The organism is Micromonospora sp. NBC_01405, from assembly GCF_045040155.1.
Classification (GTDB): domain Bacteria; phylum Actinomycetota; class Actinomycetes; order Mycobacteriales; family Micromonosporaceae; genus Micromonospora.
In genome coordinates, this window is record NZ_CP109532.1 from 5,114,180 (window position 1) to 5,136,694 (window position 22,515).

8 protein-coding genes are annotated in these 22,515 nt (G+C 74.1%); 1 reads left to right on the plus strand and 7 read right to left on the minus strand.

The features are described from left to right. Positions 1 to 8: 8 nt before the first annotated feature. The 5 genes from OG559_RS22425 to OG559_RS22445 all read right to left on the minus strand — a co-directional run bounded on the left by OG559_RS22425 (position 9) and on the right by OG559_RS22445 (position 5,875). Positions 9 to 1,607 carry a class I tRNA ligase family protein gene (locus OG559_RS22425; RefSeq protein WP_405106623.1) on the minus strand — a complete coding sequence of 533 codons (1,599 nt, stop codon included), beginning with the start codon at positions 1,605 to 1,607 and terminating at the stop codon, positions 9 to 11. Continuing rightward, positions 1,604 to 1,969: a cupin domain-containing protein gene (locus OG559_RS22430; RefSeq protein WP_405106625.1), complete on the minus strand. Its 366-nt coding sequence runs from the start codon at positions 1,967 to 1,969 to the stop codon at positions 1,604 to 1,606. The genes OG559_RS22425 and OG559_RS22430 overlap by 4 nt, the downstream gene beginning before the upstream one ends. Before the next feature lie 3 nt (positions 1,970 to 1,972). Continuing rightward, the gene (locus OG559_RS22435; protein ID WP_405106627.1) at positions 1,973 to 3,292 is read right to left on the minus strand and encodes a lysine N(6)-hydroxylase/L-ornithine N(5)-oxygenase family protein; all 1,320 of its coding nucleotides are present in this window, start codon (positions 3,290 to 3,292) and stop codon (positions 1,973 to 1,975) included. 8 nt (positions 3,293 to 3,300) lie between these two features. Then, the gene (locus OG559_RS22440) at positions 3,301 to 4,404 is read right to left on the minus strand and encodes an FAD-dependent oxidoreductase (protein ID WP_405106629.1); all 1,104 of its coding nucleotides are present in this window, start codon (positions 4,402 to 4,404) and stop codon (positions 3,301 to 3,303) included. A gap of 274 nt (positions 4,405 to 4,678) precedes the next feature. After that, positions 4,679 to 5,875, minus strand: a complete 1,197-nt coding sequence (locus tag OG559_RS22445; RefSeq protein WP_405116890.1) for an MFS transporter — start codon at positions 5,873 to 5,875, stop codon at positions 4,679 to 4,681. Here OG559_RS22445 and OG559_RS22450 point away from each other — a divergent pair. Continuing rightward, positions 5,769 to 5,999, plus strand: a complete 231-nt coding sequence (locus tag OG559_RS22450; RefSeq protein WP_405117117.1) for a hypothetical protein — start codon at positions 5,769 to 5,771, stop codon at positions 5,997 to 5,999. The genes OG559_RS22445 and OG559_RS22450 overlap by 107 nt on opposite strands. A gap of 174 nt (positions 6,000 to 6,173) precedes the next feature. On the opposite strand, the gene OG559_RS22455 is transcribed toward OG559_RS22450, so the two are convergent. After that, complete coding sequence (locus OG559_RS22455; RefSeq protein WP_405106631.1) at positions 6,174 to 18,383, minus strand: SDR family NAD(P)-dependent oxidoreductase; 12,210 nt, start codon at positions 18,381 to 18,383, stop codon at positions 6,174 to 6,176. Then, positions 18,383 to 22,342: a type I polyketide synthase gene (locus OG559_RS22460; protein WP_405106633.1), complete on the minus strand. Its 3,960-nt coding sequence runs from the start codon at positions 22,340 to 22,342 to the stop codon at positions 18,383 to 18,385. Before OG559_RS22460 ends, OG559_RS22455 begins: the two co-directional genes overlap by 1 nt. Positions 22,343 to 22,515: the final 173 nt, after the last annotated feature.

Consider the following 22,515-nt stretch of genomic DNA (forward strand, 5'->3'; position numbering starts at 1 on the left):
TGGTTCTCCTACGATGCTCGTCCGGCGCCAGCGCCGGGAGCCAGCTGGTCGAACGTGGCTGGCAGCATTGGCAACCGGAACATCGTGACCTTGTCCACGGACCCGTCGTCGATCCGCAGCCGTACCCCGGCGCCGGCCAGCGTGTCGGAAACGTCGATCAGGATCGGCGCGGCGTACGCGAGCAGGGTCTGCACCTGAGCCAGCACGTCGGCTGCGGTGTCCGAGTTGATGTGGTCGCGCGCCAGGCGGTCCAGCTGGGTGGCGATCGTGTCGGCGACCCCGCCCGGGCTGAACCGGTCGTCACGGTAGTTCCGGCGCAGCCGGTCGGCCACCACCCGGGCCCGAGCGCGGCCGGCCGCGCTCACCGGCAACACCGCGCCGTCCGGGATGGTCAGCTCGGCCAGCGCCGTGGCCAGCCGGTTCCAGGGCCGCACCAGCCGGGTGGCCACCACGTTCCGCAGGTCGGCCTCGGTGAAGTTGGTGCGTTGGAACTCCGGGGCGGTGAGGGCCAGATAGAACCGCGCCAGGTCGCGGGGCACGCGGTCGAGCAGGTCGGTGGCGGAGATCAGATGGTTGCGGCTGGTGGAGAACTTCGACCGGTCCAGCTCGTAGAACTCGTTGGTCACGGTCACCGTCGGGGTGGCGTACCGCTGCGGGTGCGACAGCAGCATGGCCACGTCGAGCATCCCCCAGTGGAAGACGTTGTCGTACCCGTGGAAGTGGACGATCGTGGGCTGGGTGTCGGCGAGCCAGAACTGGTCGGTGCGCTCGGTCGGCCGGCCGAGCTGCCCCGCCGACCACCACGTGCTGTAGATGATCGCCGGCATCGCCTCGATCCACGGGTACAACCGTTGCCCGGGAGTCTCGGCGAACGGCGCCGGCAGCCCCCAGTGGCCAGGCACGGTGACCGGCACATCCGGTAGCGGGCCGGCCATCAGCTCCGTGACCAGGTCGCGGGCGTTCGGCCGCCACTGCGGCGCGTGCCGGGCGTAGTAGTCGGCGAGCTGGTCACGCAGTCGCTCCAACGGCAGCACGAGGATCTCCACCTCGCGGTGCTCGACCTCGTCCGTGGGGTCGAGCGGGTAATACGGGTCGAGCAGCTCGTCGAAGTTGTTCGGGTGCCCACACGCCTCGCACGCGCCGCCCGAGCTCTGTGCCAGGCAGGTCGGACAGGTGCCGGAGACGAGCGCGTCGTAGAGGTAGACCCCGGCCCGTCGGGCGAACGGAAACCGGACGGTACGCAGCTCGAAAACGCCTGCCCGGTGCTGGGCGGTGACGAAATCGAGCACGGTGCGGCGGTAGGTCTCGTCGACCGGCGGCAGCCCGACGAGGGTGGCGCCCAGCGCGGTGAACGCCTGTCCGATCTGCGCGGTGGCATCGCGCACCAGGTCCGCCGGGGCCATCCCCAGGCCCGCCGCGCGGGTCGCCACGTAGGACTGACTGTCGTCGGTGCAGGTGGTGTGGATGACAAACCTGCCCCGCGCACGCTGGTACCGGGCGTAGACATCGGCGGCCAGGTACGGCCCCGCCAGGTGCCCGACGTGCAGGCCCCCGTTGGAAGTGGGCGTGGCCGGAACCACGATCACCGGAGGTTCGTCCAGGCTCATGACACGGTCCGGTGGCGCTCGACGAACTGGTCCGCCATCTCGTGATCCCACCAGATCGCATACATCTGGAACGGCTGTTCACCACGGTTGACCACCTGGTGCCGCTCGTTCGGCGGGAAGTGCACGACGTCCCCCGCGACGAACGGCGTGGTGCCCGCCTCGGTGACGAGCTCCGCCTGGCCCGTCAACGCGATCCAGATCTCGTACTCGTGGTGACCGTGCGCCCCGGACTCGGCCCCGGGCGGCACCACACACCAGGAGCCCTCGAAGGGGGCGTTCAACGCCTCCCAGGGCATCAGCCGCTGCGCCCGCAGCCCGTTGTCGGGCTTGAGGCCGTGGTGGTCCAGCTTGCGGATCTCCATGAGTCAGTCATCCCTTCCCTCGGCGAGGACGCCGCCGGCCACTGCCGTGCCGACCAGCGCCGGTGTGCTGGCACGGGGGGCGAGTAGATCGGTCACCATCTCGCCAGCTCGGACCGCCAGTACGCTGATCAGCGAGTCCGCGATGCCATGAGTCTCCTCATTGACGCCCTGCAGATAGCAGCCGGCGGTCACGGAGTCCGGCGTCACCATGCGGTAGTTGCGGTCGACCGCGATCTCGCGTACACCCACGGAGGCGGCGGTCTGCCGGATCAGCGCCGGCTTGCCCTGCTCGAAGCCGGTGCCCAGGAGCACCAGGTCGGCGCGGAGCTCGTCGGTCGTCCCCCGTAGCCGGTCGTGTACGGTCAGCACGACCTCGTCGCCCTCCATCCGGGTGGCGAGCACGTCGGTGAGCGTATGCATGACGATCCGCGCGTTGCCGGTCAGCCGGTCCTGGTACATCTGGCGATACAGCGCGTCGAGCATGCCGGGGGCCAGCCCGGCATAGTTCGTCCGGTGCATCTCCTGCAACAACTGGGCCCGGGCCTCGGCGGAGCCGGCGTGGAACTGGTCGACGAACGACGGGAAGTACAGCTCATTGGTGAAGGCGCTGCTCTCGTAGCCGCGCAGCCCCGCTGACCTCATCAACATCCGGCACTCGGCGGCCGGGAACTGCTGGTACATCGTCCACAGCATCTCGGCTGCGCTCTGCGCCCCGCCGACCACCACGATCCGGCGCACCGCCCTCGGGTCGAGCTGCGCCACCCGGCTGGTGAACTCGGTGCTGTGGACCACCCGGTCGGCGGGCAGATCCCGGAACGCGGCGGGAACGTTGGGGGCCCGGCCGACCCCGATCACCACGTTCCGGCAGCGGACCACCTCGCCGGTGTCGAACTGGACCCGCCAGCGATCCGACACTCCGTCGTCACGTGACGACACCGGCGTGATCGCCGTCACCGTCCGCCCGTACTCCACCTGCACCCGCTCCAGCGACTTGGCCACCCACTGCAGGTACGCGGAGACCTCCAGTCGGAACGGCAACGCCGAGCCCAGGTTGATGAACTCGTCCAGCCGGTTGGTCGAGTGCAGGTAGTTGACGAAGGAGTACCGGCTGCGTGGGTTGCGCAGCGTCACGAGATCCTTGAGGAAGCCGACCTGGCTCTGGGCCCAGGGCAGCAGCATCCCGCGCTGCCAGGCGATGTCGTCGTACTGGTCCACCAGCAGGGTTTCGTCGGCCACGTCGGGAGCCATCTCCTCGACCGCCACGGCAAAGGCGAGGTTGGCCGGGCCGGCCCCCACCGCGACCACTGACTTGTGTCTCTCCATGCTGCCTCTCATCTTGACGCCTGGTCGCCCAGCTCCCGGCAAACCGGCACCGGGGGCGTGGACATCTGTGGCGGTTGTCCGCCGGCCGTCACGCACACCGTCGCGGCGGCCAGTCGGCTCGATGCCAGAACACTCTTCGCGGCGCTTCCCGCCCCACCGGCGAAGCTGAACACCCCCGGCATGTTGTCGATCGCGCGTAGCCGCAGCCCGCCCTCATCGGCAAAACAGTCCACGCCGGCGGCCGACCACTGTGGCGACGGCAGCCGCCCGTCGAGGCCGAGAACGGCGCGGGCGACCTCCGAGACCCGATCGACGTACGCCGGGTCGGGGCGGTCGTCCCCCGGAGCTGCTCCCCACGCCGAGGTGGCGACGCCGAGCAGTACGGACCCGACTCCATAGGACCGGCCATACAACGTGGACAGATCATCGACGAGGCAACCGAGGTCGGGTCGCGCCAGCGGGTATATGCCGTACTGGATTCGTCGGGTGCGCAGCGACACGGGAACCAGTGCGCTGGTCCACGCACCGGCCGCGACCACCACCACATCGTGATGCCGGACGCTGCCGTCCACCGTCACGGCTGGCCCGGCTGCGACCGAGGCGACCGCCTCGTGGCGTACCCGAACACCCAGTGCGGTGGCCCGAGTGACGGCGTAGTGGCGCAGCGCATCCGGACGGATGTGCCCCGCGTACTGCTCGACGACCGCGAACGTGCCCTCCGGCCGGGGGGCGAGGCCGAGGGCCCGCGCCACCTGTCCGGCTGGCACCAGCCGGGCGGAGCCGCTGAGCGCTTCGCCCAACAGGGCGAGCTGGCGGTCCGGATCGACCTCCGGGCGCAGAAAATAGTAGGAGGACGACTCCTGGTATCCGCTTGCGCGGGCCAGCGTGGGGTCGCGGCGAAGCTCGGCGAGGCTCTCAGCCGCCAACCGACACTCGTCGAGGTTCGTCTCGAAGCCCCGGACCAGTCCACCGGAGGCGGCAGTGGCATCTCGGCCGCGCGTCGCCGCGCCCAGGTACAGCTCGATGCGGGGCCCCCCGATCTGCTCGGCGAGCCGCAGCGCGAGCAGGGAACCGGCCAGGCCCCCGCCGATGACGGCCACTTGAGTCGGCATCGGATCAGGCTCGGCGGGCATGCGGGCCGAACTGTGCACGTCGTGCGGACCGCCGGTCGAGCCCGCGCATGATCACTCCGACTCCACGGGGGAAAGGTGTCGCTGTGGCGACTGTGGATGCAGACAATAGAGATCAGTCGACATTCCGACAACCAGTCAGGAAGCCCTGGTGGAGGGCGCGCAGGGCGGCCATCCATGCACCCACCACGCCCGTCTCCGTCGAACGGGTCGATCCGGCTGGCTGACGGGGCGTCCAAGTGTCGCTTGTCGGCTGTCAAACCTCGACGTTCGGTCGCGCTTCCTCCACCGGGGGCGCGGCGTCGGCGATGCGGTCGTCCGGGCTCGGCTGAACGGCCACCAGGACCACCGCGGCGGCCGTCAGCACCGCCGACGCGCCGATGGTGACGGTGTAGCTGTGCTGCAGGTCAGCGAGAATCGCCCCGACCTGGCTCGTCGCCGCCACGGCGAGCATGTGGACTGCCCAGAGCACCCCGAGCGCGGTGCCGCGCACTCCGGGCGGCAGGACCCGGGTCGCCCACACCGTCGTGGCGACCACGGTGGCCAGATAGCTCACGCCGAAGACCGCACCGAAGGCGATGACGGTGGCCGGGGAGTTGACGAACAGCAGCATGACCATGGCGGTGGCGCGCATCGCGTAGGCGCCGATCAGCGTGGCCCGCGTCCAGCCGAGGTCACACAGTCGTCCGGCGGCCAGCGCGCCGATGATCTCCAGCGCGCCCAGCACCGCCACCGCCGAGGCGCCGACCGAATCCGAGATGCCGTGGTCGTGTAGGTGCGGGAAGAAGTGCACGTCAATGAAGGCCATGGTGGTCCCACAGCCGATGAAGGCCAGCACCAGCGCGCGCATCTGCGGGTGGCGGAACGTCGTGGCCGTCGCGCTCCAGAACGACACCCTCGGTGCCACCCTGGCCGGCTGCCGGCTGACGGACAGGCGTACCAACGCCAGGGACAGGGGCAACAGTACGACGAGGAAGACCACACCGAGGGCGAACAGCACCTGGTTCCAGGACATGGTGTTGTCCAGGTAGGTCCACAGGGGAACCAGCACCATGAATCCCACCGCCGCCCCGTTGGTCAGCAGCGCGTAGAACAGACCACTGTTGCGCCCCTGGAACAGCTGGTCGGCCAGCACGCCCAGCGGCACGAAGGAGAGCATCGTGACCGCGACGGCACCGACCACGCCGTAGGTGAGGACGAACATCCACAACTCGGTGGCCATGGCACTGAGCAGCAACACGATGCCGTTCAGGGCGGTGCCGATCGCCAGCACGGGGATCGCGCCGATCCGGTCGGCGAGGTGCCCGATCACCGACGATGTCACCGCGGTGATCACAGCGAACAGGGTGGTCGCGATCGCCAGACTGCCGCGGCTGACGTCGAAGCCGTCCGCGATGTTCAGGAAGAAGACCTGGACAGTGCTTTTCAGCGAGGATCCGGCGAGCGAGATCAAGAAACTGGCAGCCGCTGCGAAGGTCGCAAAGGCCGTGCCCACTTTGGCGGTCCTGGTCATTGGGGGAGCCTCTGCTTCGGAGAGTGCCGACTACAAGCGCGATTGCGGAGACATCCTGGCATGAGCGTCAACCCCTGACCAGGTTCGGTCGATCGCGGACCGCCCGTCAGAGCCGGCGGATGCCGCGGGTGGGCCAGCCGGGAAGTTCACCACCTGCGGCCTCTACCTCGACGAGTCCACCGCCTGACGCACACCCGGGCCGACCACCCCACCCGGTAGGCGCGGACCGCGGCGGATCTCAGCGATGCTCGTCGGTGGTGCCCAGCACGGCGTCGATGAGGCTGTACATCTCCTCGTCGGAGGCGACGTCGAGATCGGAGGAGACGGCGAGACCCTCGGTGCCGCGCCATCGGCGGAGAAGCCCCTCCAGCGCGGCCGTTATCTCCGTACGCGCGTCCTCTGCGGCCGTGGTCGCGCCCAGGGCCTCCTCCAGGTCGCGCAACCGGTCGAGGACCGGACGACTGGACGGCACCCGCAGCGCACGCAGGTGGTCGGTGAGATGGCCGGCGAGTTCGACCGGGGTCGGGTGCTCGTAGACGACGGTCGCGGCCAGGCTCAGGCCGGTGTCGGCGCTGAGCCGGTTGCGCAGCTGGATCGTGGCGAGAGAGTCCATGCCCAGCTGCTTGAACGGCTCGCCCGGCGGAACCTCGGCTGCCGGGTGCCCGGAGACGGCCGAGACGTGGGTGACCACGCGCCCGAGCAGGAACTCCCGGAGGTCCTCGTCCGGCAGCGCGAGCACCTCGGCGGGCAGCGGGTCGGGGCGGCCGGGCTCCGCGCCGGTGGTCAGCCCGGCGAGCAGGCCGCGGGGACGCCGGCCGAAGCGGTTCCAGTCGACCTCGGCGACCACGCTGCAGCCAGGCACGCAGCGCTCCAGCGCGGCCAGGGCCTCCTGCGGCGCCATGGCGGTGAGACCATCGAGGTGCGGGGAGCGGCCCGCCACGGCGTCGAACATGCCGGGACCGGCCCACGGTCCCCAGGCGACCGAGGTGGCGGGCAGGCCCAGGTCGCGCCGGTGCAGGGCGAGAGCGTCCAGCGCGGCGTTGGCGGCAGCGTAGGCGCCCTGACCGGCCGAGCCGACCACCCCGGCGAGCGAGGAGAACAGCACGAAATGCTCGAGCGGCAGGGCGCGGGTGAGCTCGTGCAGGTGCCAGGCGGCACCGGTCTTGGGTGCCCAGACGCCCGCCATCCGTTGCGGGGTCAGGGCCGCGGCGGGGGCGTCGTCGAGGATGCCGGCAGCGTGCACGACCGCGGTCAGCGGCGCAGCGGCGGGCACCGACGCGATCAACCGGGACAGGGCGGCCCGGTCGGTGACGTCGCAGGCGGCGATGTGTACGTCCATTCCCAGCGCGACCAGGTCGGCGCGCAGGTCCTCCGCGCCCGGCGTGGCGGCGCCGCGGCGGCCGGCGAGCAGCAGGCGGCCGGCGCCGCGCCGGGCCAGCCACCGGGCGACCTGCGCGCCCAGGCCGCCGAGACCGCCTGTCACCAGGACGGTCCCGTGCGGACGCCAGGGCTGCGGCTGCCGAACCGGTGCACGACGCAGGCGCGGGACGAGGACGTCGTCGCCGCGGATCGCGATCTCGTCCTCGCCACCGGGATCGAGCAGGACATCGGCCACCATGGCCCAGCAGTCCTGCTCCGGCAGATCGAGCAGGCCGCCCCAGACGTACGGTGTCTCGAGCGCGATCGTGCGGCCCAGCCCCCACACGGCGGCCTGCGCGGGCCGGCGGAGCCGGTCGCCGGGGCCGGTCGAGACGGCGCCCCGGGTCAGGTTCCAGACCGGCGCGCCCAGCCCGGTGGCGTCGACGGCGTTGAGCAGGTCGAGCGTGGCGGTCGCGGCCCGGGGCAGCCCGGCGTCGTCCCCGTCGTCGAGCGCGAGCAGCGAGACAATCCCGGCCGGTGTCCCCTGGTGCTGCCGCGGATCGGTGCACTGCCGCACCTGCACGCCGCGCTCGATCAGGGCCCGGCGAAGGCCTGCGGCGTCGTGCTCGCCGACGATCAACCAGGTCCCGCCGTGCGCGGGACGCTCGGGTGCGGGCCGGGGCTGCCAGGTGACGTCGTAGCGCACCGGGTCGACAGGCGGGTGCTCCACGTCGCGCAGCCAGTAACGCTCCCGCTGAAAGGCGTACGGCGGCAGGTCGACCAGGGTGCCGCCGGCGGTCAGCGGTGACCAGTCGACGGGGACGCCGCGTACGTGCAGGCCGGCCAGCGCGGTCAGGAAGCCGTCCGGCTCGGTCTCGCGCAGGCAGGTGATCGGCTCGTCCGCGTCCGGCAGGGCCGCGGACACCAGGGTGGACAGCGTGTGTCCCGGCCCGGCCTCGACGAACGCGCGGACCCCCGCCCGCGCGAGCCGCTCCAGGGCGTCGCCGAAGCGCACCGTGTCGCGGGCCTGCCGCGTCCAGTACTCCGGCGTGCACAGCTGCCCGGCCGCGACCGGCTCGCCGGTGACCGCGGAGATGATCGGCGTGGCGGGCGGCGAGAACGTCAAGCCGGTCAGCACCTCGTGGAACGGTTCGAGGATCTCGTCGAGGTGGTGCGAGTGGAAGGCGCGGTCGGTGCGCAGCACGGTGGCCCGCAGCCCCCGTACGCAGTCGTGGACGGCCTGCTCGTCGCCGGAGAGCACCACGGCGGCGGGCCCGTTCACGGCCGCGATCGCGACCTCGTGCTCGCGGCCCCGGATCAGCTCCCGCGCCTCGTCCTCGGAGATCGGCAGGGCGACCATCGCTCCGGCGTGGCCGACCTGGCGCATCAGCCTGCCCCGGGCGACGACCAGCGCGCAGGCGTCGGCCGTCGAGAGGACCCCTGCGGCGTACGCGGCGGTGATCTCCCCGACGGAGTGACCGGCGAGGAAGTCCGGGCGTACGCCGAAGCTGGTCAGCAGGCGGTGCAGCGCCGCCTCGACCGCGAAGATCGCGGGCTGGGCGTAGTCGGTGCGGCTCAGCAGCTCGGGGCCCAGGTCGGTGAGTGACCGGCCGAGCAGGGGCTCCAGCTCGGCATTCAGTTCGTCGAAGGCCTGCGCGTACGCGGGCATCGTCTCGTGGAGACGGCGGCCCATCCCGGGCCACGCCGTTCCCTGGCCGGGGAAGAGGAAGGCGGTCGGGACCTCGCCCGACGCGTGCCCGGTGAGGCAGACGCCGCCGAGAAGGACGCTGCGGTGCGGGTGGTGGGCGCGCCGGGAGAGCGTGTACGCCACGTCCACGAGGCGAGGAGCGTCGGCCACGTGATCGAGCAGCCGGGCGGTCTGCGCGGCCAGGGCGGCCGGCGTGGTGCCCGACACCGGGAGCGGCACGACCGGTGCCGTGGTGGCCGCCGCCGGGGGCTCGGCGGGTTCGGGCTGCTCCAGGATCAGGTGCGCGTTGGTGCCACTGATCCCGAACGCGCTGACCGCGGCGCGCCGGGGCCGGCCGGTCTCGGGCCAGGGGGTGGGCGAGGTGAGCAGGGTCAGCGGCGTGTCGGCCCAGTCGACGTGCGGGGTGGGCGCGGTGAGCCTGGGCTGCGCCGGAAGTTCGCCGTGGCGCATCGCCAGGATCATCTTGATGATGCCGGTGACGCCCGCGGCGGCCTGGGTGTGCCCGAGGTTGGCCTTGATCGAGCCGAGGTAGAACGGTCGTTCCCGCCCGGCGCCGTACGTGGCGGCCAGGGCCTGCGCCTCGATCGGGTCGCCGAGCGTGGTACCCGTGCCGTGCGCCTCGACCACGTCGACGTCGTCGGCGTTCAGCCCGGCCCCGGCGAGCGTGGCCCGGATCAGCCGCTCCTGGGCGTCGCGGCTGGGCGCGGTGAGACCGTTGGAGGGCCCGTCCTGGTTGACGGCGGTGCCGCGGACGACGGCGAGCACCCGGTGGCCGTTGGCGCGGGCCCGCGACAGCGTCTCGACGACGAGGACGGCCGCGCCCTCGCCCCATGCGGTGCCGTCGGCGTCCGCGGAGAACGGTTTGGCGTGGCCGTCGGGGGCGAGGCCGTGCTGCTGGGAGAACTCGACGAACCGGGTGGGCGTGGACATGACGGTCGCCCCGGCCACGATCGCGAGGCTGCTCTCGCGCTCGCGCAGCGACCGGGCGGCCAGGTGCAGCGCGACCAGGGAGGACGAGCACGCCGTGTCGACGGTCATGGCCGGCCCGTGCAGGCCGAGCAGATAGGCGAGCCGACCGGAGGCGACGCTCGGGGTGTTGGCGACCGAGGCATGCCCTACCAGGTCGTCGGGGATGTCGGTGACCAGCGAGGTGTAGTCGCCGGCGATCAGCCCGGTGAAGGTGCCGGTGTCGGAGCCGCGCAGCGCGTGCGGGTCCACGCCGGCGTCCTCCAGGGCGTGCCAGGTGGTCTCCAGCAGGACCCGGTGCTGCGGGTCCATGATGAGCGCGTCGCGCGGCGAGATGCCGAAGAACGACGGGTCGAACGCGGTGGCGTCGCCCAGGAACCCACCCCGTCGCACGTACGTCTTCCCGGGGGCCGGCGAAGGCGCGTAGAGCGCGTCGGTCGCCCAGCCCCGGTCGGCGGGGAAGCCGGTGATCACGTCTCGGCCCTCGGTGAGCAGGCGCCACAGCTCGGCGGGCGTACCGATGCCGGGGTAGCGGCAGGCCATACCGACGATCACGACCGGGTCGTCGGCGTCCGCGGCAGGCCGGGCCGCCGGTTCGCCGCCGGCGGGCCGGGCGGGTGTCCGGCCGGCCAGGAAGGCGACCAGCGCGGCCGGGGTGGGCCGGTCGAAGACCAGGGTGGCCGGCAGCCGCAGCCCGGTGGCGGCGCTCAGCCGGTTGCGCAGTTCGAGGCCGGTGAGCGAGTCGAAGCCCAGGTCGCGGAAGGTGCGGTCCTCCTCGATGTCGTCGGCCGAGCCGTGGCCGAGCACCGCGGCCGCGGTCGACAGGACCAGGTCGGTCAGCGTCCGCCGGTCGCGCGGGGCGGGGTCCGCCGCGCCGGTGGGCGCGGCCGCCGGTGTACGGCGGGACGGGCCGGCGAACGCGGTGGGGTCGAGGCGGGCGGGGATCAGGTGCGCGACGTCGCGGGCGAGCGCCAGGTCGAACGCCGCAAGGCCCTGTTCGCGGCCGAGCGGGGAGAGGCCGTACCGGGCCAGCCGGGCCCGGCCGGCGTCGCCGAGGTGGCCGGCCATGCCGGTGTCGAGTTCCCAGAGCCCCCAGGACAGCGAGGTCGCCCTGAGGCCGCGGGCACGGCGGTGGTGGGCGAGCGCGTCGAGGAACGAGTTCGCGGCGGCGTAATTGGCCTGCCCGGGCGTGCCGATCGTGCCGGCCACCGAGGAGAAGAGCACGAACGCGTCGAGGTCGAGGTGCTCGGTGAGCCGGTGCAGGTGCCACGCCCCGTCGGCCTTGGGCCGCAGCACGGTGTCGAGCCGGGTCGCGTCCAGCGAGTCGAGGGTGCCGTCGTCGAGGACCCCGGCGGCGTGCACGACGGCGGTCAGCGGGTGTTCGGGGTCGAAGGAGCCGAGCAGCGCGGCGACCGCGTCGGGGTCGGCCACGTCGCAGGCGGCGACGCGCGTCCGGGCGCCGAGCGCGGCCAGCTCGTCCGCGATCGGGGCGCCGCGCCCGCTGCGCCCGGTCAGGACCAGGTGGCGTACGCCGTGCTCGGTGACCAGGTGGCGGGCGACGAGCGAGCCCAGCGTGCCGGTGCCCCCGGTGATCAGCACGGTTCCGTCGGGGTTCCACGCCCACGACGCCGTCGTGGGTGGGGTGGCGGAGCGGGTCAGCCGGGGGACGAGCAGCCGCGAGCCGCGTAGGGCGACCTGGGGTTCGCCGGTGCTGGCCGCCGTACGCAGATCCTCGGGGCCGGCCGGCCGGTCGGTGTCGACGAGCACGATGCGGCCCGGGTTCTCGGTCTGCGCCGAGCGCACCAGGCCCCGGACCGCCGACTGCGCCAGGTCGGCGTGCCGGGTGACCACGACCAGGGTCGTGTCCGAGTGGGCCGGGTCGGCCAGGGCGCGCTGCAACCACTCCAGGACGCCGCCGGTCGCCGCGCGCACCGCAGCCGGGACGTCCGGTGTGCTGTCGGGGCAGACGTACGCCACGACCTCGGCCGGTTCGCCGGCCCTCGCCTCGACCCAGTCGACCTGCCAGAGCAGCCGGTCGGGCGACCCGCGCCGCAGCGGGCGCAGCGTGAGCGCGTCGACCGAGGCCACGGGCCGGCCGCCGAAGTCGGTGGCGTGCAGCCGGATCGCGCCGCCGCCCGCGTCGGCGAGGTGCACCCGCAGGCCGGTCGCGCCGGTGGCGTGCAGTGCGACGCCGCTCCACGAGTACGGCAGGCGGATCTCGTCGTGGTCGTCCGTGACCAGCAGGGGATGCAGGGCGGCGTCGAGCAGGGCGGGATGCAGCTTGTACCCGGCGGCGTCGGCTTGCAGCGGTTCCGGGAGGACGATCTCGGCGTACAAATCGGTGCCGGATCGCCAGAGCGCCCGCAGGCCCCGGAAGGCGGGCCCGTACCCGTAGCCGATCGCGGCCAGGCGCTCGTAGGCGCCGCCGAGGTCGACCCGTTCGGCGTCCGCCGGTGGCCACGCGAACGGCGCGGCCGGGGCCACCCCGCCGGTCAGCCAGCCGCTCGCATGCCGGACCCAGGTGCCGCCGTCCTCGGCGTACACGGTGACCGGGCGGCGTGGCTCCGACGCGGCCCCGCCGACACTGACCTGGATCCGCGCGCCGGCACCCCCGGCCAGGACCAGCGGCGCGTGCAGGACCAGCTCCTCGACCTGCGGGCGGCCGACCCGCTGCCCGATGTGCAGGGCGAGTTCCACGAACGTCGTCCCGGAGAGCAGCACGTCGCCGCCGACGCCATGGTCGGCCAGCCACGGCCGGCCGGTCACCGACAGGACACCGGTGAGCAGCAGCCCGCCGTCGTCGGCGCGTGGCAGTTCGGCACCGAGCAGCGGATGCTCGCCGGGCACCAGGCCCAGGGCGCGGGCGTCGGCCGCCGCGGTGTCGGGCAGCATCCAGAAGCGTTCGGTCTGGAACGCGTACGTGGGCAGGCCGACACGCCCGCGGGCGCCCGCCGCCAGGGCCGGCTCCCAGCGCACGCCGAGGCCGATCACGTACGCCCCGGCGATCGAGGTCAGCAGCCGGTCGAGGCCGCCGTCGTCGCGGCGCAGCGTGCCGAGCGCGGTCCCGGGCCGGTCGCCCTCGTCGAGGATCTCCTGGACGTCCATGGTCAGCACCGCGCGCGGGCTCGCCTCGACGAACGTGCGGTGGCCGGCGGCGTGCAGGGCCCTGATCGCGCCCTCGAACTCGACGGTGTGCCGCAGGTTGCGGTACCAGTACTCGGCGTCGAGGCCGGCCGTGTCGATGATCCCGCCGGTGAGCGTGGAGTGGAACGGCACGTCCGAGGTGCGCGGCCGGATCCCGGCCAGCTCGGTGAGCAGGCGCTCGCGCAGCCGTTCCACCTGGGCCGAGTGCGAGGCGTAGTCCACGGGCAGCCGGGACAGCCGTACGTCTTCGGCCGCGAGCTGCCCGCCCAGCGCGGCCAGCGCGTCCGGGTCGCCGGAGAGCACCGTCGACCGGGGACCGTTGACCGCCGCGACCGAGATCCGCCCCTGCCAGGGCCGCAGGTGCCGCTCGGCGTCGGCGCGCGGGAGCTGGACCGACATCATGCCGCCGCTACCCGCCAGCGCGCGGATCGCCCTGGCCCGCAGACAGACCACCCGGGCGCCGTCCGAGAGCGACAGCGCCCCGGCGGCGCAGGCCGCCGCGATCTCCCCCTGCGAGTGCCCCACCACCGCGACCGGCTCGACGCCGAAGGAACGCCACACCGCGGCCAGCGACACCATCACCGCCCACAGCGCCGGCTGTACGACGTCGACGTGGCGCAGCGCCGCCGCGTCGCCCAGCACGCCGGGCAGCGACCAGTCCACGAACGGAGCCACGGCCCGCCCGCACTCGCGCATCGACGCCGCGAACACCGGCGAGGACTCCAGCAGCCGCACGGCCATGCCGGTCCACTGGGTGCCCTGGCCCGGGAAGACCAGGACCGGCCGGTGTCCCGCGCGGGCCCGCCCGGTGCTCACGCCCGGCGCCGGCTGCCCGCAGGCCACCGCGTCGAGGCCGCGCAGCAGCTCGTCACGGCCGGTGCCGACCACGACCGCGCGGTGCTCGTGCGCGTGGCGGTGCGCGGTCAGGGCACGGGCCAGATCGGCGAGGTCGGTCTCCGGCTCGTCGTGCAGCAGGTCGCGCAGCCGGGCGGCCTGCGCCCGCAACGCCCGCGGGGACCGGCCGGACACCACCCAGGGCAGCGCGGCGGGCGGTTCCGGGCGGCGTCCGGGCGCCGGCTCCGGGGCGGGTTCCTCCAGCAGCACGTGCGCATTGGTGCCGCTGATGCCGAAGGAGGAGACGCCCGCCCGGCGCGGGTGGCCGGTCCGCGGCCACGTGGTGGTGGCGTCGAGCAGGCGTACGCCCGAGTCGTCCCAGTCGACGTGTCCGGTCGGGCGGTCCAGGTGCAGCAGGCCCGGCAGGACCCCGTGCCGTAGGGCCTGGACCATCTTGATGACGCCGCCGACGCCGGCCGCCGCCTGCGCGTGCCCGATGTTCGCCTTGAGCGAGCCGAGCAGCAGCGGCCGTCCGTCCGGCCGGTCCCGCCCGTACGTGGCGATCAGCGACCGCGCCTCGATGGGGTCGCCGAGCGGTGTGCCGGTGCCGTGCGCCTCCACCGCGTCGATGTCGCCGGGTGCCAGGCCGGCGTCGGCGAGCGCCTCCCGGATCACCTGCTCCTGGGCCGGGCCGCTGGGCGCGGAGAGGCCGTTGGAGGCGCCGTCCTGGTTCACGGCGCTGCCGCGCACGACCGCCCACACCCGGTGGCCGTGGCGGCGGGCGTCGGAGAGGCGTTCGAGCACGAGCAGGCCGACGCCCTCGGCCCAGGCGGTGCCGTCCGCGCCGGCCGCGAACGACTTGCACCGCCCGTCGGGGGCGAGCCCGCGCAGCCGGGAGAACTCCACGAACATCTCCGGCGTGGACATCACCGAGACGCCGCCGGCCAGGGCGAGCGTGCACTCGCCGCGGCGCAGCGACTGGGCGGCCAGGTGCAGGGCGACCAGCGAGGACGAGCACGCCGTGTCCACGGTGACGGCGGGGCCGCGCAGGCCGAACACGTACGACAGGCGCCCGGAGACCACGCTGGAGGTGTTGCCCGTGACGAGGTGGCCCTCGAGTCCGGCGGGCACGGTGTGCACCCGGGGCGCGTAGTCGTGGTGCATGACGCCGGCGAAGACGGCGGTGCGGCTCTCGCGTACGGTCGCCGGGTCGATGCCGGCGTGCTCGAACGCCTCCCAGGCGGTGGTCAGCAGCAGCCGCTGCTGCGGGTCGGTGGTGAGCGCCTCGCGTGGCGAGATCCCGAAGAACGCGGCGTCGAACTCGGCGGCGTCGTAGAGGAAACCGCCGCGGCGGGTCAGCGAGGCGCCGGGCCGGTCGGGTCCGGCACCGAACAGCGCGTCGAGGTCCCAGCCCCGGTCGGCGGGGAACTCGCCGATCGCGTCGCCGCCCGACTCGGCCAGCCGCCATAGCTTGTCGGGGCCGGTGACGCCGCCGGGGTAGCGGCACGCCATGCCCACGATGACGACCGGGTCGTCCGCGTCGGCTGACCCGGCCACCGGCGCGGGCACGGGGACGGACGCGGCGAACAGGTGACGGGTCAGCGCGGCCGGGGTGGGGTGGTCGAAGACCGCCGTGCCGGGCAGCGCGGTGCCCGTGCGCGCGCGGACCCGGTCCAGCAGTTCCGCGGCCATCAGCGAGTCGAGACCCAGGTCGGTGAACGTGCGCTCAGGTTCCACCGCCGTCGCGTCGGGATGGCCGAGCACCTCGGCGACCTCCTCCACGACCAGGTCCCCGAGGGTCACCGCGGGCCGCGTCGTTCGCGGGACCGGCCGCGCGGTCAGCCAGTGGGGCTCGCGCTGGAACGCGTACGTCGGCAGCCGCAGTCGTGCGGCCCCGCCGAGCACCTTGGCCCAGTCCACCGGCACGCCGTGCGCGTGCAGCGTGCCGAGCGCGCCGAGCAGCGTCGCCGGTTCGGGCCGCTTGCGGCGCAGCACGGCGGTCACGGCCGGCGCAGGCCCGTCGCCGGCGGCCAGACACTCGCGGGCCGCGGCGGCCAGGCCCGCGCCGGGCCCGAGCTCGACGAGGACGGCGGCGTCCAGGGCGCGCATCGCGGCCAGGAACCGCACGGGCTCCCGAGCCTGCCGCACCCAGTAACCCGGGTCGGTCATCTCGCCGGGGCCGACGGGCTCGCCGGTGAGCGTCGACACGATCGGCAGCCTCGGCGGGTGCAGGGCGACCGCCGCCAGGACCTCACCGTAACGCTCCAGCATCGGGTCCAGGTCGCGCGAGTGCAGCGCCCGGCTCACCCGCAGCGCCGTGGTCCTGCGCCCTCGGCGAGCGAGCAACTCGGCCGCGTGGGCGAGCGCGTCCGCATCGCCGCTGATCACGGTGGCCGCCGGCCCGTTGACGGCGGCCAGCCCGATCCGGCCGTCGTAGCCGGACAGCAGTTCGAGGATCTCCTCCTCAGGGGCGCGTACGGTCAGCATCGCGCCGGTCGCCGGCAGCGCCTGCATGAGCTCGCCCCGGGCGGCCACCACGGCCGCCGCGTCGGGCATGTCGAGGACACCGGCGACGGTCGCGGCGGCGAGCTCGCCGATCGAGTGCCCGGCGAGCGCTGCGGCCGCCACGCCGTACGAGGTGACCAGGCGGTGGACCGCCACCTCCAGCGCGAACAGCGCCGGCTGGGTGTAGCGGGTCTCGTCCAGCAGGGCGGCCCGCGGCGTGCCGGCCGGGGCGAACACGATCTCGCGCAGCGGTACGCCGAGGCGGGCGTCCAGGTGCCGGCAGACCTCGTCGAAGGCGTCCCGGAACACCCGGTGCTCGCGGTACAGCGCCCGGCCCATCCCCGGATACTGGCTGCCCTGCCCGGAGAAGAGGAACGCGGCGGTCGCGCCGGGCGTGGCCGCGCCCCGGGAGATCTCCGGGCCGCCGCGCCCGGCCGCGAGCCGGTCCAGCCCCGCGAGCAGACCCGGCTCGTCGGCCGCGGTGAGCACCGCCCGATGCCGCAAGGACGTCCGCGCACCGGCCAGCGTGCGGGCCACCGCCAGGAGGTCGGTGCGTGGCCGGTCGGCCAGGTACGCCCGCAGCCGCTCCGCCTGATCCGCCAGCGCGGCACCGGTGTGGCCGGAGAGCAGGAACGCGGCCTGCGCCGGGCCGGGTTCCGACGAGGGCGCCGCGGCGACGTGTTCGGCGAGCACCACGTGGCAGTTCGTGCCGCCCATCCCGAACGAGCTGACCCCGGCGATCCGCGGCCCGTCCGCCGTCCACGGCGCCGCCTCGGTCACGACCCGCAGCCGCAGCTCGTCGAGGGGTATCCGCGGGTGCGGCGCCGTGAAGTGCAGGGCGGCGGGCAGCTCGCGGTGCCGGATCGCCAGGGCGGTCTTGATCAGGCCGCAGACGCCGGCAGCGCCCTCCAGGTGGCCGAGGTTGGTCTTGACCGAGCCGACCGGCAGCGGGCGGCGGGGGTCGCGGACGGCGCCCAGGACCGCGCCGAGCGCGGCGGCCTCGACCGGGTCACCGACGGGCGTGCCGGTGCCGTGCAGCTCGACGTAGCCCACGCTCGCCGGGTCGGCACCGGCGTCGCGGTACGCGTCGCGCAGCAGCTGCGCCTGCGCCGCCTCGCTGGGCACGGTCAGGCCTGCGCCGCCGCCGTCGTTGTTCAGGGCCGACCCCTTGACGACGCAGTACACCGGGTCGCCGTCGCGCAGCGCCGCCGCCAGGGGCTTGAGCACGACGATGCCGCCGCCCTCGCCCCGCACGAAGCCGTCGGCGCCCGCGTCGAAGGTGCGGCAGCGGCCGCCGGGGGACAGGCCGCCGAACAGGGCGGCCTCCTCGTCGCTCGCCACGAGCAGGTTGAGGTTCACGCCCCCGGCCAGCGCCACGTCGGATTCGCCCGAGCGCAGGCTGCGGCAGGCCAGGTGAACGGCGGCGAGGGAGGAAGACTGCCCGGTGTCGACGGTCAGGCTCGGGCCGCGCAGGCCGTACAGGTAGGAGATCCGGTTGGCGATCAGGCTGCGCTGCAGGCCGGTGAAAGAGTGCTGGGTGGCGGTGTCCTCGCCGAGCTGCTGGGCCAGCCGGGCGTAGTCGTCGCGCATCGCACCGACGAAGACCCCGGCCCGGCCGCCGCGCAGGGTCGCCGGGACGATCCCGGCGTCCTCCAGGGCCTCCCAGCTCAGCTCCAGGGCGAGTCGCTGCTGCGGGTCCATGACGGCCGCCTCGCGCGGGGAAATCCCGAAGAACGCGGCGTCGAAGTCGTCGACCGCGGGCAAGAACGAGCCGACCCGGGGCCGCTCGCCCGGCCCGGCGTCGGTCCAGCGGTCCGGCGGCGCCTCGGTGACGGCGTCCACCCGGTCGCGCAGCAGCCGCCAGAACTGCTCCGGCCCATCGGCGTCGGCGAACCGGCAGGCCATCCCGACGATCGCGACGTCCTCGTGCATCACAGGACCTCGGCCAGCCAGTCGTGGACCGTACGGGCGGCCGCCTCGGCCTGCTCGGAGAGCATGTTCAGGTGGTTGCCGGGCAGCGTCACCACGCGGTCGCAGGGCGGCCGGAACCGGGCCTGCGGCGCGGGCGCGGGACGTCCGGGCAGCGCGTCAGCCGCGGCCACGTGCAGGATCGGGGCGGCTATCCCGCCGGGCCGCCAGTCGGCGAACAGGCTCTGGTAGGCGCCCATCGCGCCGAGCTGGGTGTCCAGGGCGCGGTCGGCGCCGCCCGCCCCGGCCGGCCAGCGGCGCGCCTGCTCGCGCATGAAGCCGCCGCGCAGCTCGTCGGCGGCCGAGGCGTACGGGTAGTAGTCGAAGAGGACGAGCGCGGCGGCCGGACGCCCGGCGGCCTCCAGGTGCGCGGCGAGTTCGTGCGCGAGCCACCCGCCCGACGAGTAGCCCACCAGCACGACCCGGTCCAACTCGCCGTTGTCCAGCAGGGCCCGCGCCTGCGCCCGCACCAGGGCGTCCAGGTCGGCCGGCACCCGCTCACCGGGCTCGAAGCCCGGCGGCCGCACCATCCACAACGGACGCGGCTGCGGCATCGCGGCGGCGAAGAACCCGTAAGCGACGTCGGTCATCGGGGCGATCGGCGCCGTCGTGCAGACCAGCGCCGCGCCCGTGCCGTCCGCCATCCGGTACATCGGCGCGGCGGTCCCGGCCTCGAAGGTGGGGCGCAGGCTGCCCGCCGTACGGATCAGGTCCATGGCCGCGGCGGTGCGGCCCTCGCGGACACCGACGAGGTAGAGCGCGCTGAGCGTGCCCGCGCCCGCGCCCGCGTCCGCGTCGGCGGGTGCGTCGAGCGCGGCGGGCCCGGCCTCGGGCAGCCGGGTGCCGAGGAACTCGGCGAGGTCGGTGACGGTCGGGTAGTTGAGGATGTCGGCCAGCTGCAGCTCGGCGCCGGTCGCGGCGCCCAGCCGGTTGCGCAGGTCCACCGCGTTGAGCGACTCGAAGCCCAGGTCGCGGAACGTGTCGTCGCGCGGGACGGCCCCGGGCGAGGAGTATCGCAGCACTACGGCGACGTGCTCGGCGATCAGGTCGGCGAGCGCGTCGTCGCGTTCGCCCGGCGTCAGCGTGGCCAGGCGGCGCAGCAGGGCACCGGCGGTCTCCTCCGCTCCATCGTCGTCCGCCGGGCGGCCGTCCATCCGGGGCAGCGCCGAGTTCAGCCAGTACCGTTCCCGCTGGAACGCGTAGCCCGGCAGGTCGATCCGGCGCCCACCGGTGCCGGCGAGCACGGTCGGCCAGTCGACGGCCACGCCCGACACGTGCGCCTCGGCCAGCGTGGCCATCCACCGGTCGAGGTCGCCCTCGTCGCGGCGCAGCGTGCCCAGGGCTGCGGCGGAGGCCCCGACCGCGTCGAGCGTCTCGCGGACGGCCGGCAGGAGCACCGGGTGCGGGCTGACCTCGATCAGCTTCAGGTTGCCGCCGTCCAGCAGCGTGCCGACCGCCCGGTCGAACCGAACCGGCTCGCGCAGATTGCGGTACCAGTAGGCGGCGTCCAGCGGTATTGCCGCCGTGTCGTGCCAGTCACCGGTGACCCCGGAGACGTAGGGCACGGTCGCGGCCTCGGCCCGGATCCCGGCCAGCCCTTCGAGGAGCCGGTCGCGGACCGACTCCACCTGGTAGGAATGGGCGGCGTACCCGATCGGCAGCCGCCGGGTGGGCACACCCCGGCGCGCGCACCCGGCGAGCAGCGCGGCCAACTCCTCGAGGTCACCGGAGACCACCGTGGATCGGGGCCCGTTGACGGCGGCGATCTCGAGGCGGCGCGACAGCAGGCCGCCGGTCTCGTCGGGGGACAGGCCCACCGAGGCCATCCCGCCCAGCCCGCTCAGCTCGGTGAACAGCCGGCTGCGCAGCGCTGACACCCGCATGGCGTCGGGCAGCGTCAACGCACCGGCCAGCCACGCCGCGGCGATCTCCCCCTGCGAGTGCCCGGTGACGGCGGTGGGCCGCACACCGCAGGACCGCCACATCTGGGCCAGCCCGGCCATCATCGCGAGCAGTGTGGGTTGCAGCACGTCGGGCCGCTGCTGAGGCGGTGTGCCGTTCTCGCCGCGCAGCACCGCGCCCAGCGACCAGTCGACCACTTCGGACAGCGCGTCCTCGCACGCCGCGATCGTCTCTCGGAACACCCGCGAGGTCCGCAGCAGCTCCCGCCCCATGCCCGGCCACTCGCTGCCCTGCCCGGGAAAGAGGAACGCGACACCGCCGTCCGCACCGGCGTGCCCGAGGACGACCCGCGGCGAGGGCGTCCCTCCGGCCAGGGCGTCGAGGCCGGCAAAGCCGTCCCCGCGGTCGCTCAGCACGACGGCCCGGTGCGGGTGGTGGGTGCGTCGGCAGAGAACGTACGCGACGTCGGCAGCGCCCGCCTTCGCCGTCAACCCGTCGAGGTACCCACGCAGGCTGCGCGCCTGAGCGGCCAACGCCGCCGCACTGGTGGCCGACAGCGTGAGCGGCAGCACCGCCGGCACACCGTCCTCCTCACCGCCGGCGGGCCCCGCCGGAGTGTCCGCCTCGCCGGGGGTGGGCGGCTCCTCCAGGATCAGGTGGGCGTTGGTGCCGCTCATGCCGAAGGCGCTGACCGCCATGCGCCGGGGCCGGCCGCCGGTCTCGGGCCAGGGGGTGGCCTCCGCCAGGGGGCGCAGGGCCGTCTTCTCCCAGTCGACGTGCGGCGTGGGCCGGGAAAAGCCGGCGATCGGGGGCAGCAGGCCGTGCCGCAGCGCCAGGACCGTCTTGACGACGCTGGCGATGCCGGCCGCCGCCTGGGTGTGCCCGAGGTTGCCCTTGTTGGAACCAAGATGGAACGCGCGTTCTCTGCGAGAGCCGTACGTGGCCGCGAGCGCTTGCGCCTCGATCGGATCGCCGAGCGTGGTGCCGGTGCCGTGCGTCTCCACCGCATCGACGTCGTCCCCGGTGAGCCCGGCCCGTTCGAGCGTCTCCCGGATGAGTTGCTCCTGAGCGTGCCGGTTCGGTGCGGTGAGCCCGTTCGACGGCCCGTCGTGGTTGACCCCCGACCCGCGCAGCACGGCCAGCACCCGGTGACCCAGGGCGCGGGCCCGCGACAGCTTCTCCAGGACGACCACCGCCGCGCCCTCGCCCCACGCCGTGCCGTCGGCGTCGGCGGAGAACGGTTTGATCAGGCCGTCCGGGGCCAGTGCCCGCTGCTGGGAGAACTCGATGAACCGGGCCGGGGTGGCGGTGACCGCAGCCCCGCCGGCGAGCGCGAGCCCGCACTCGCCCCGATGCAGGGACTGGGCCGCCAGGTGCACGGCTACCAGCGACGATGAGCAGGCGGTGTCGACGCTCAGCGCCGGCCCGTGGACGCCGAGCAGATAGGCGATGCGGCCCGAGGCGACGCTGACCGCGTTGTTGATCGAGATCTGGCCGATCAGGTCGGGCGGGATCTCGGCCAGGTTGGTGGTGTAGTCGCCGGCCGAGACCCCGGCGAACACGCCCGTGTCGGTGCCGCGCAGCGCGGCCGGGTCGACTCCGGCGTCCTCGAGGGCGTGCCAGGCGGTCTCGAGCAGGATCCGGTGCTGCGGGTCCATCACGATCGCCTCACGCGGAGCGATGCCGAAGAAGTCCGCGTCGAAGCCGGTCGCGGTGTCCAGGAAGCCGCCGACGCGGACGTACGTCGTGCCGGGCGCCGGCGCCTGCGGGTTCGGGTCGTAGACGGTGGCGGTGTCCCAGCCGCGGTCGGCCGGGAAGTCGGTGATCGCGTGCTTGCCCTGCGAGAGCAGCTCCCACAGGGCGTCGGGGGTGTCCACGCCACCGGGGAAGCGGCAGGCCATGCCGACGACCACCACCGGGTCAGTGTCCGGGCGCAGGGCCTCGCGCAGCCGGGCCCGGGTGTCGTACAGCTCGGTGGTGACGCGCCTGAGGTATTCGGCGAGTTTCGTTTCCTGGGACATGCGAACGACACCTCTCAGCCGAATTCACGGTCCACGAAGTCGAACAGTTCCTCCACGGTGGTCGCCGAGCGCAGCGCCGCCCGGTCGTCGCCGGGCGTCAGCACGTCCAGCAGCGCCCGCAGCCGGGTACGCACCTTGCCGCGCGACTCGTCGTCCAGTCCGGCAGCGCCGGC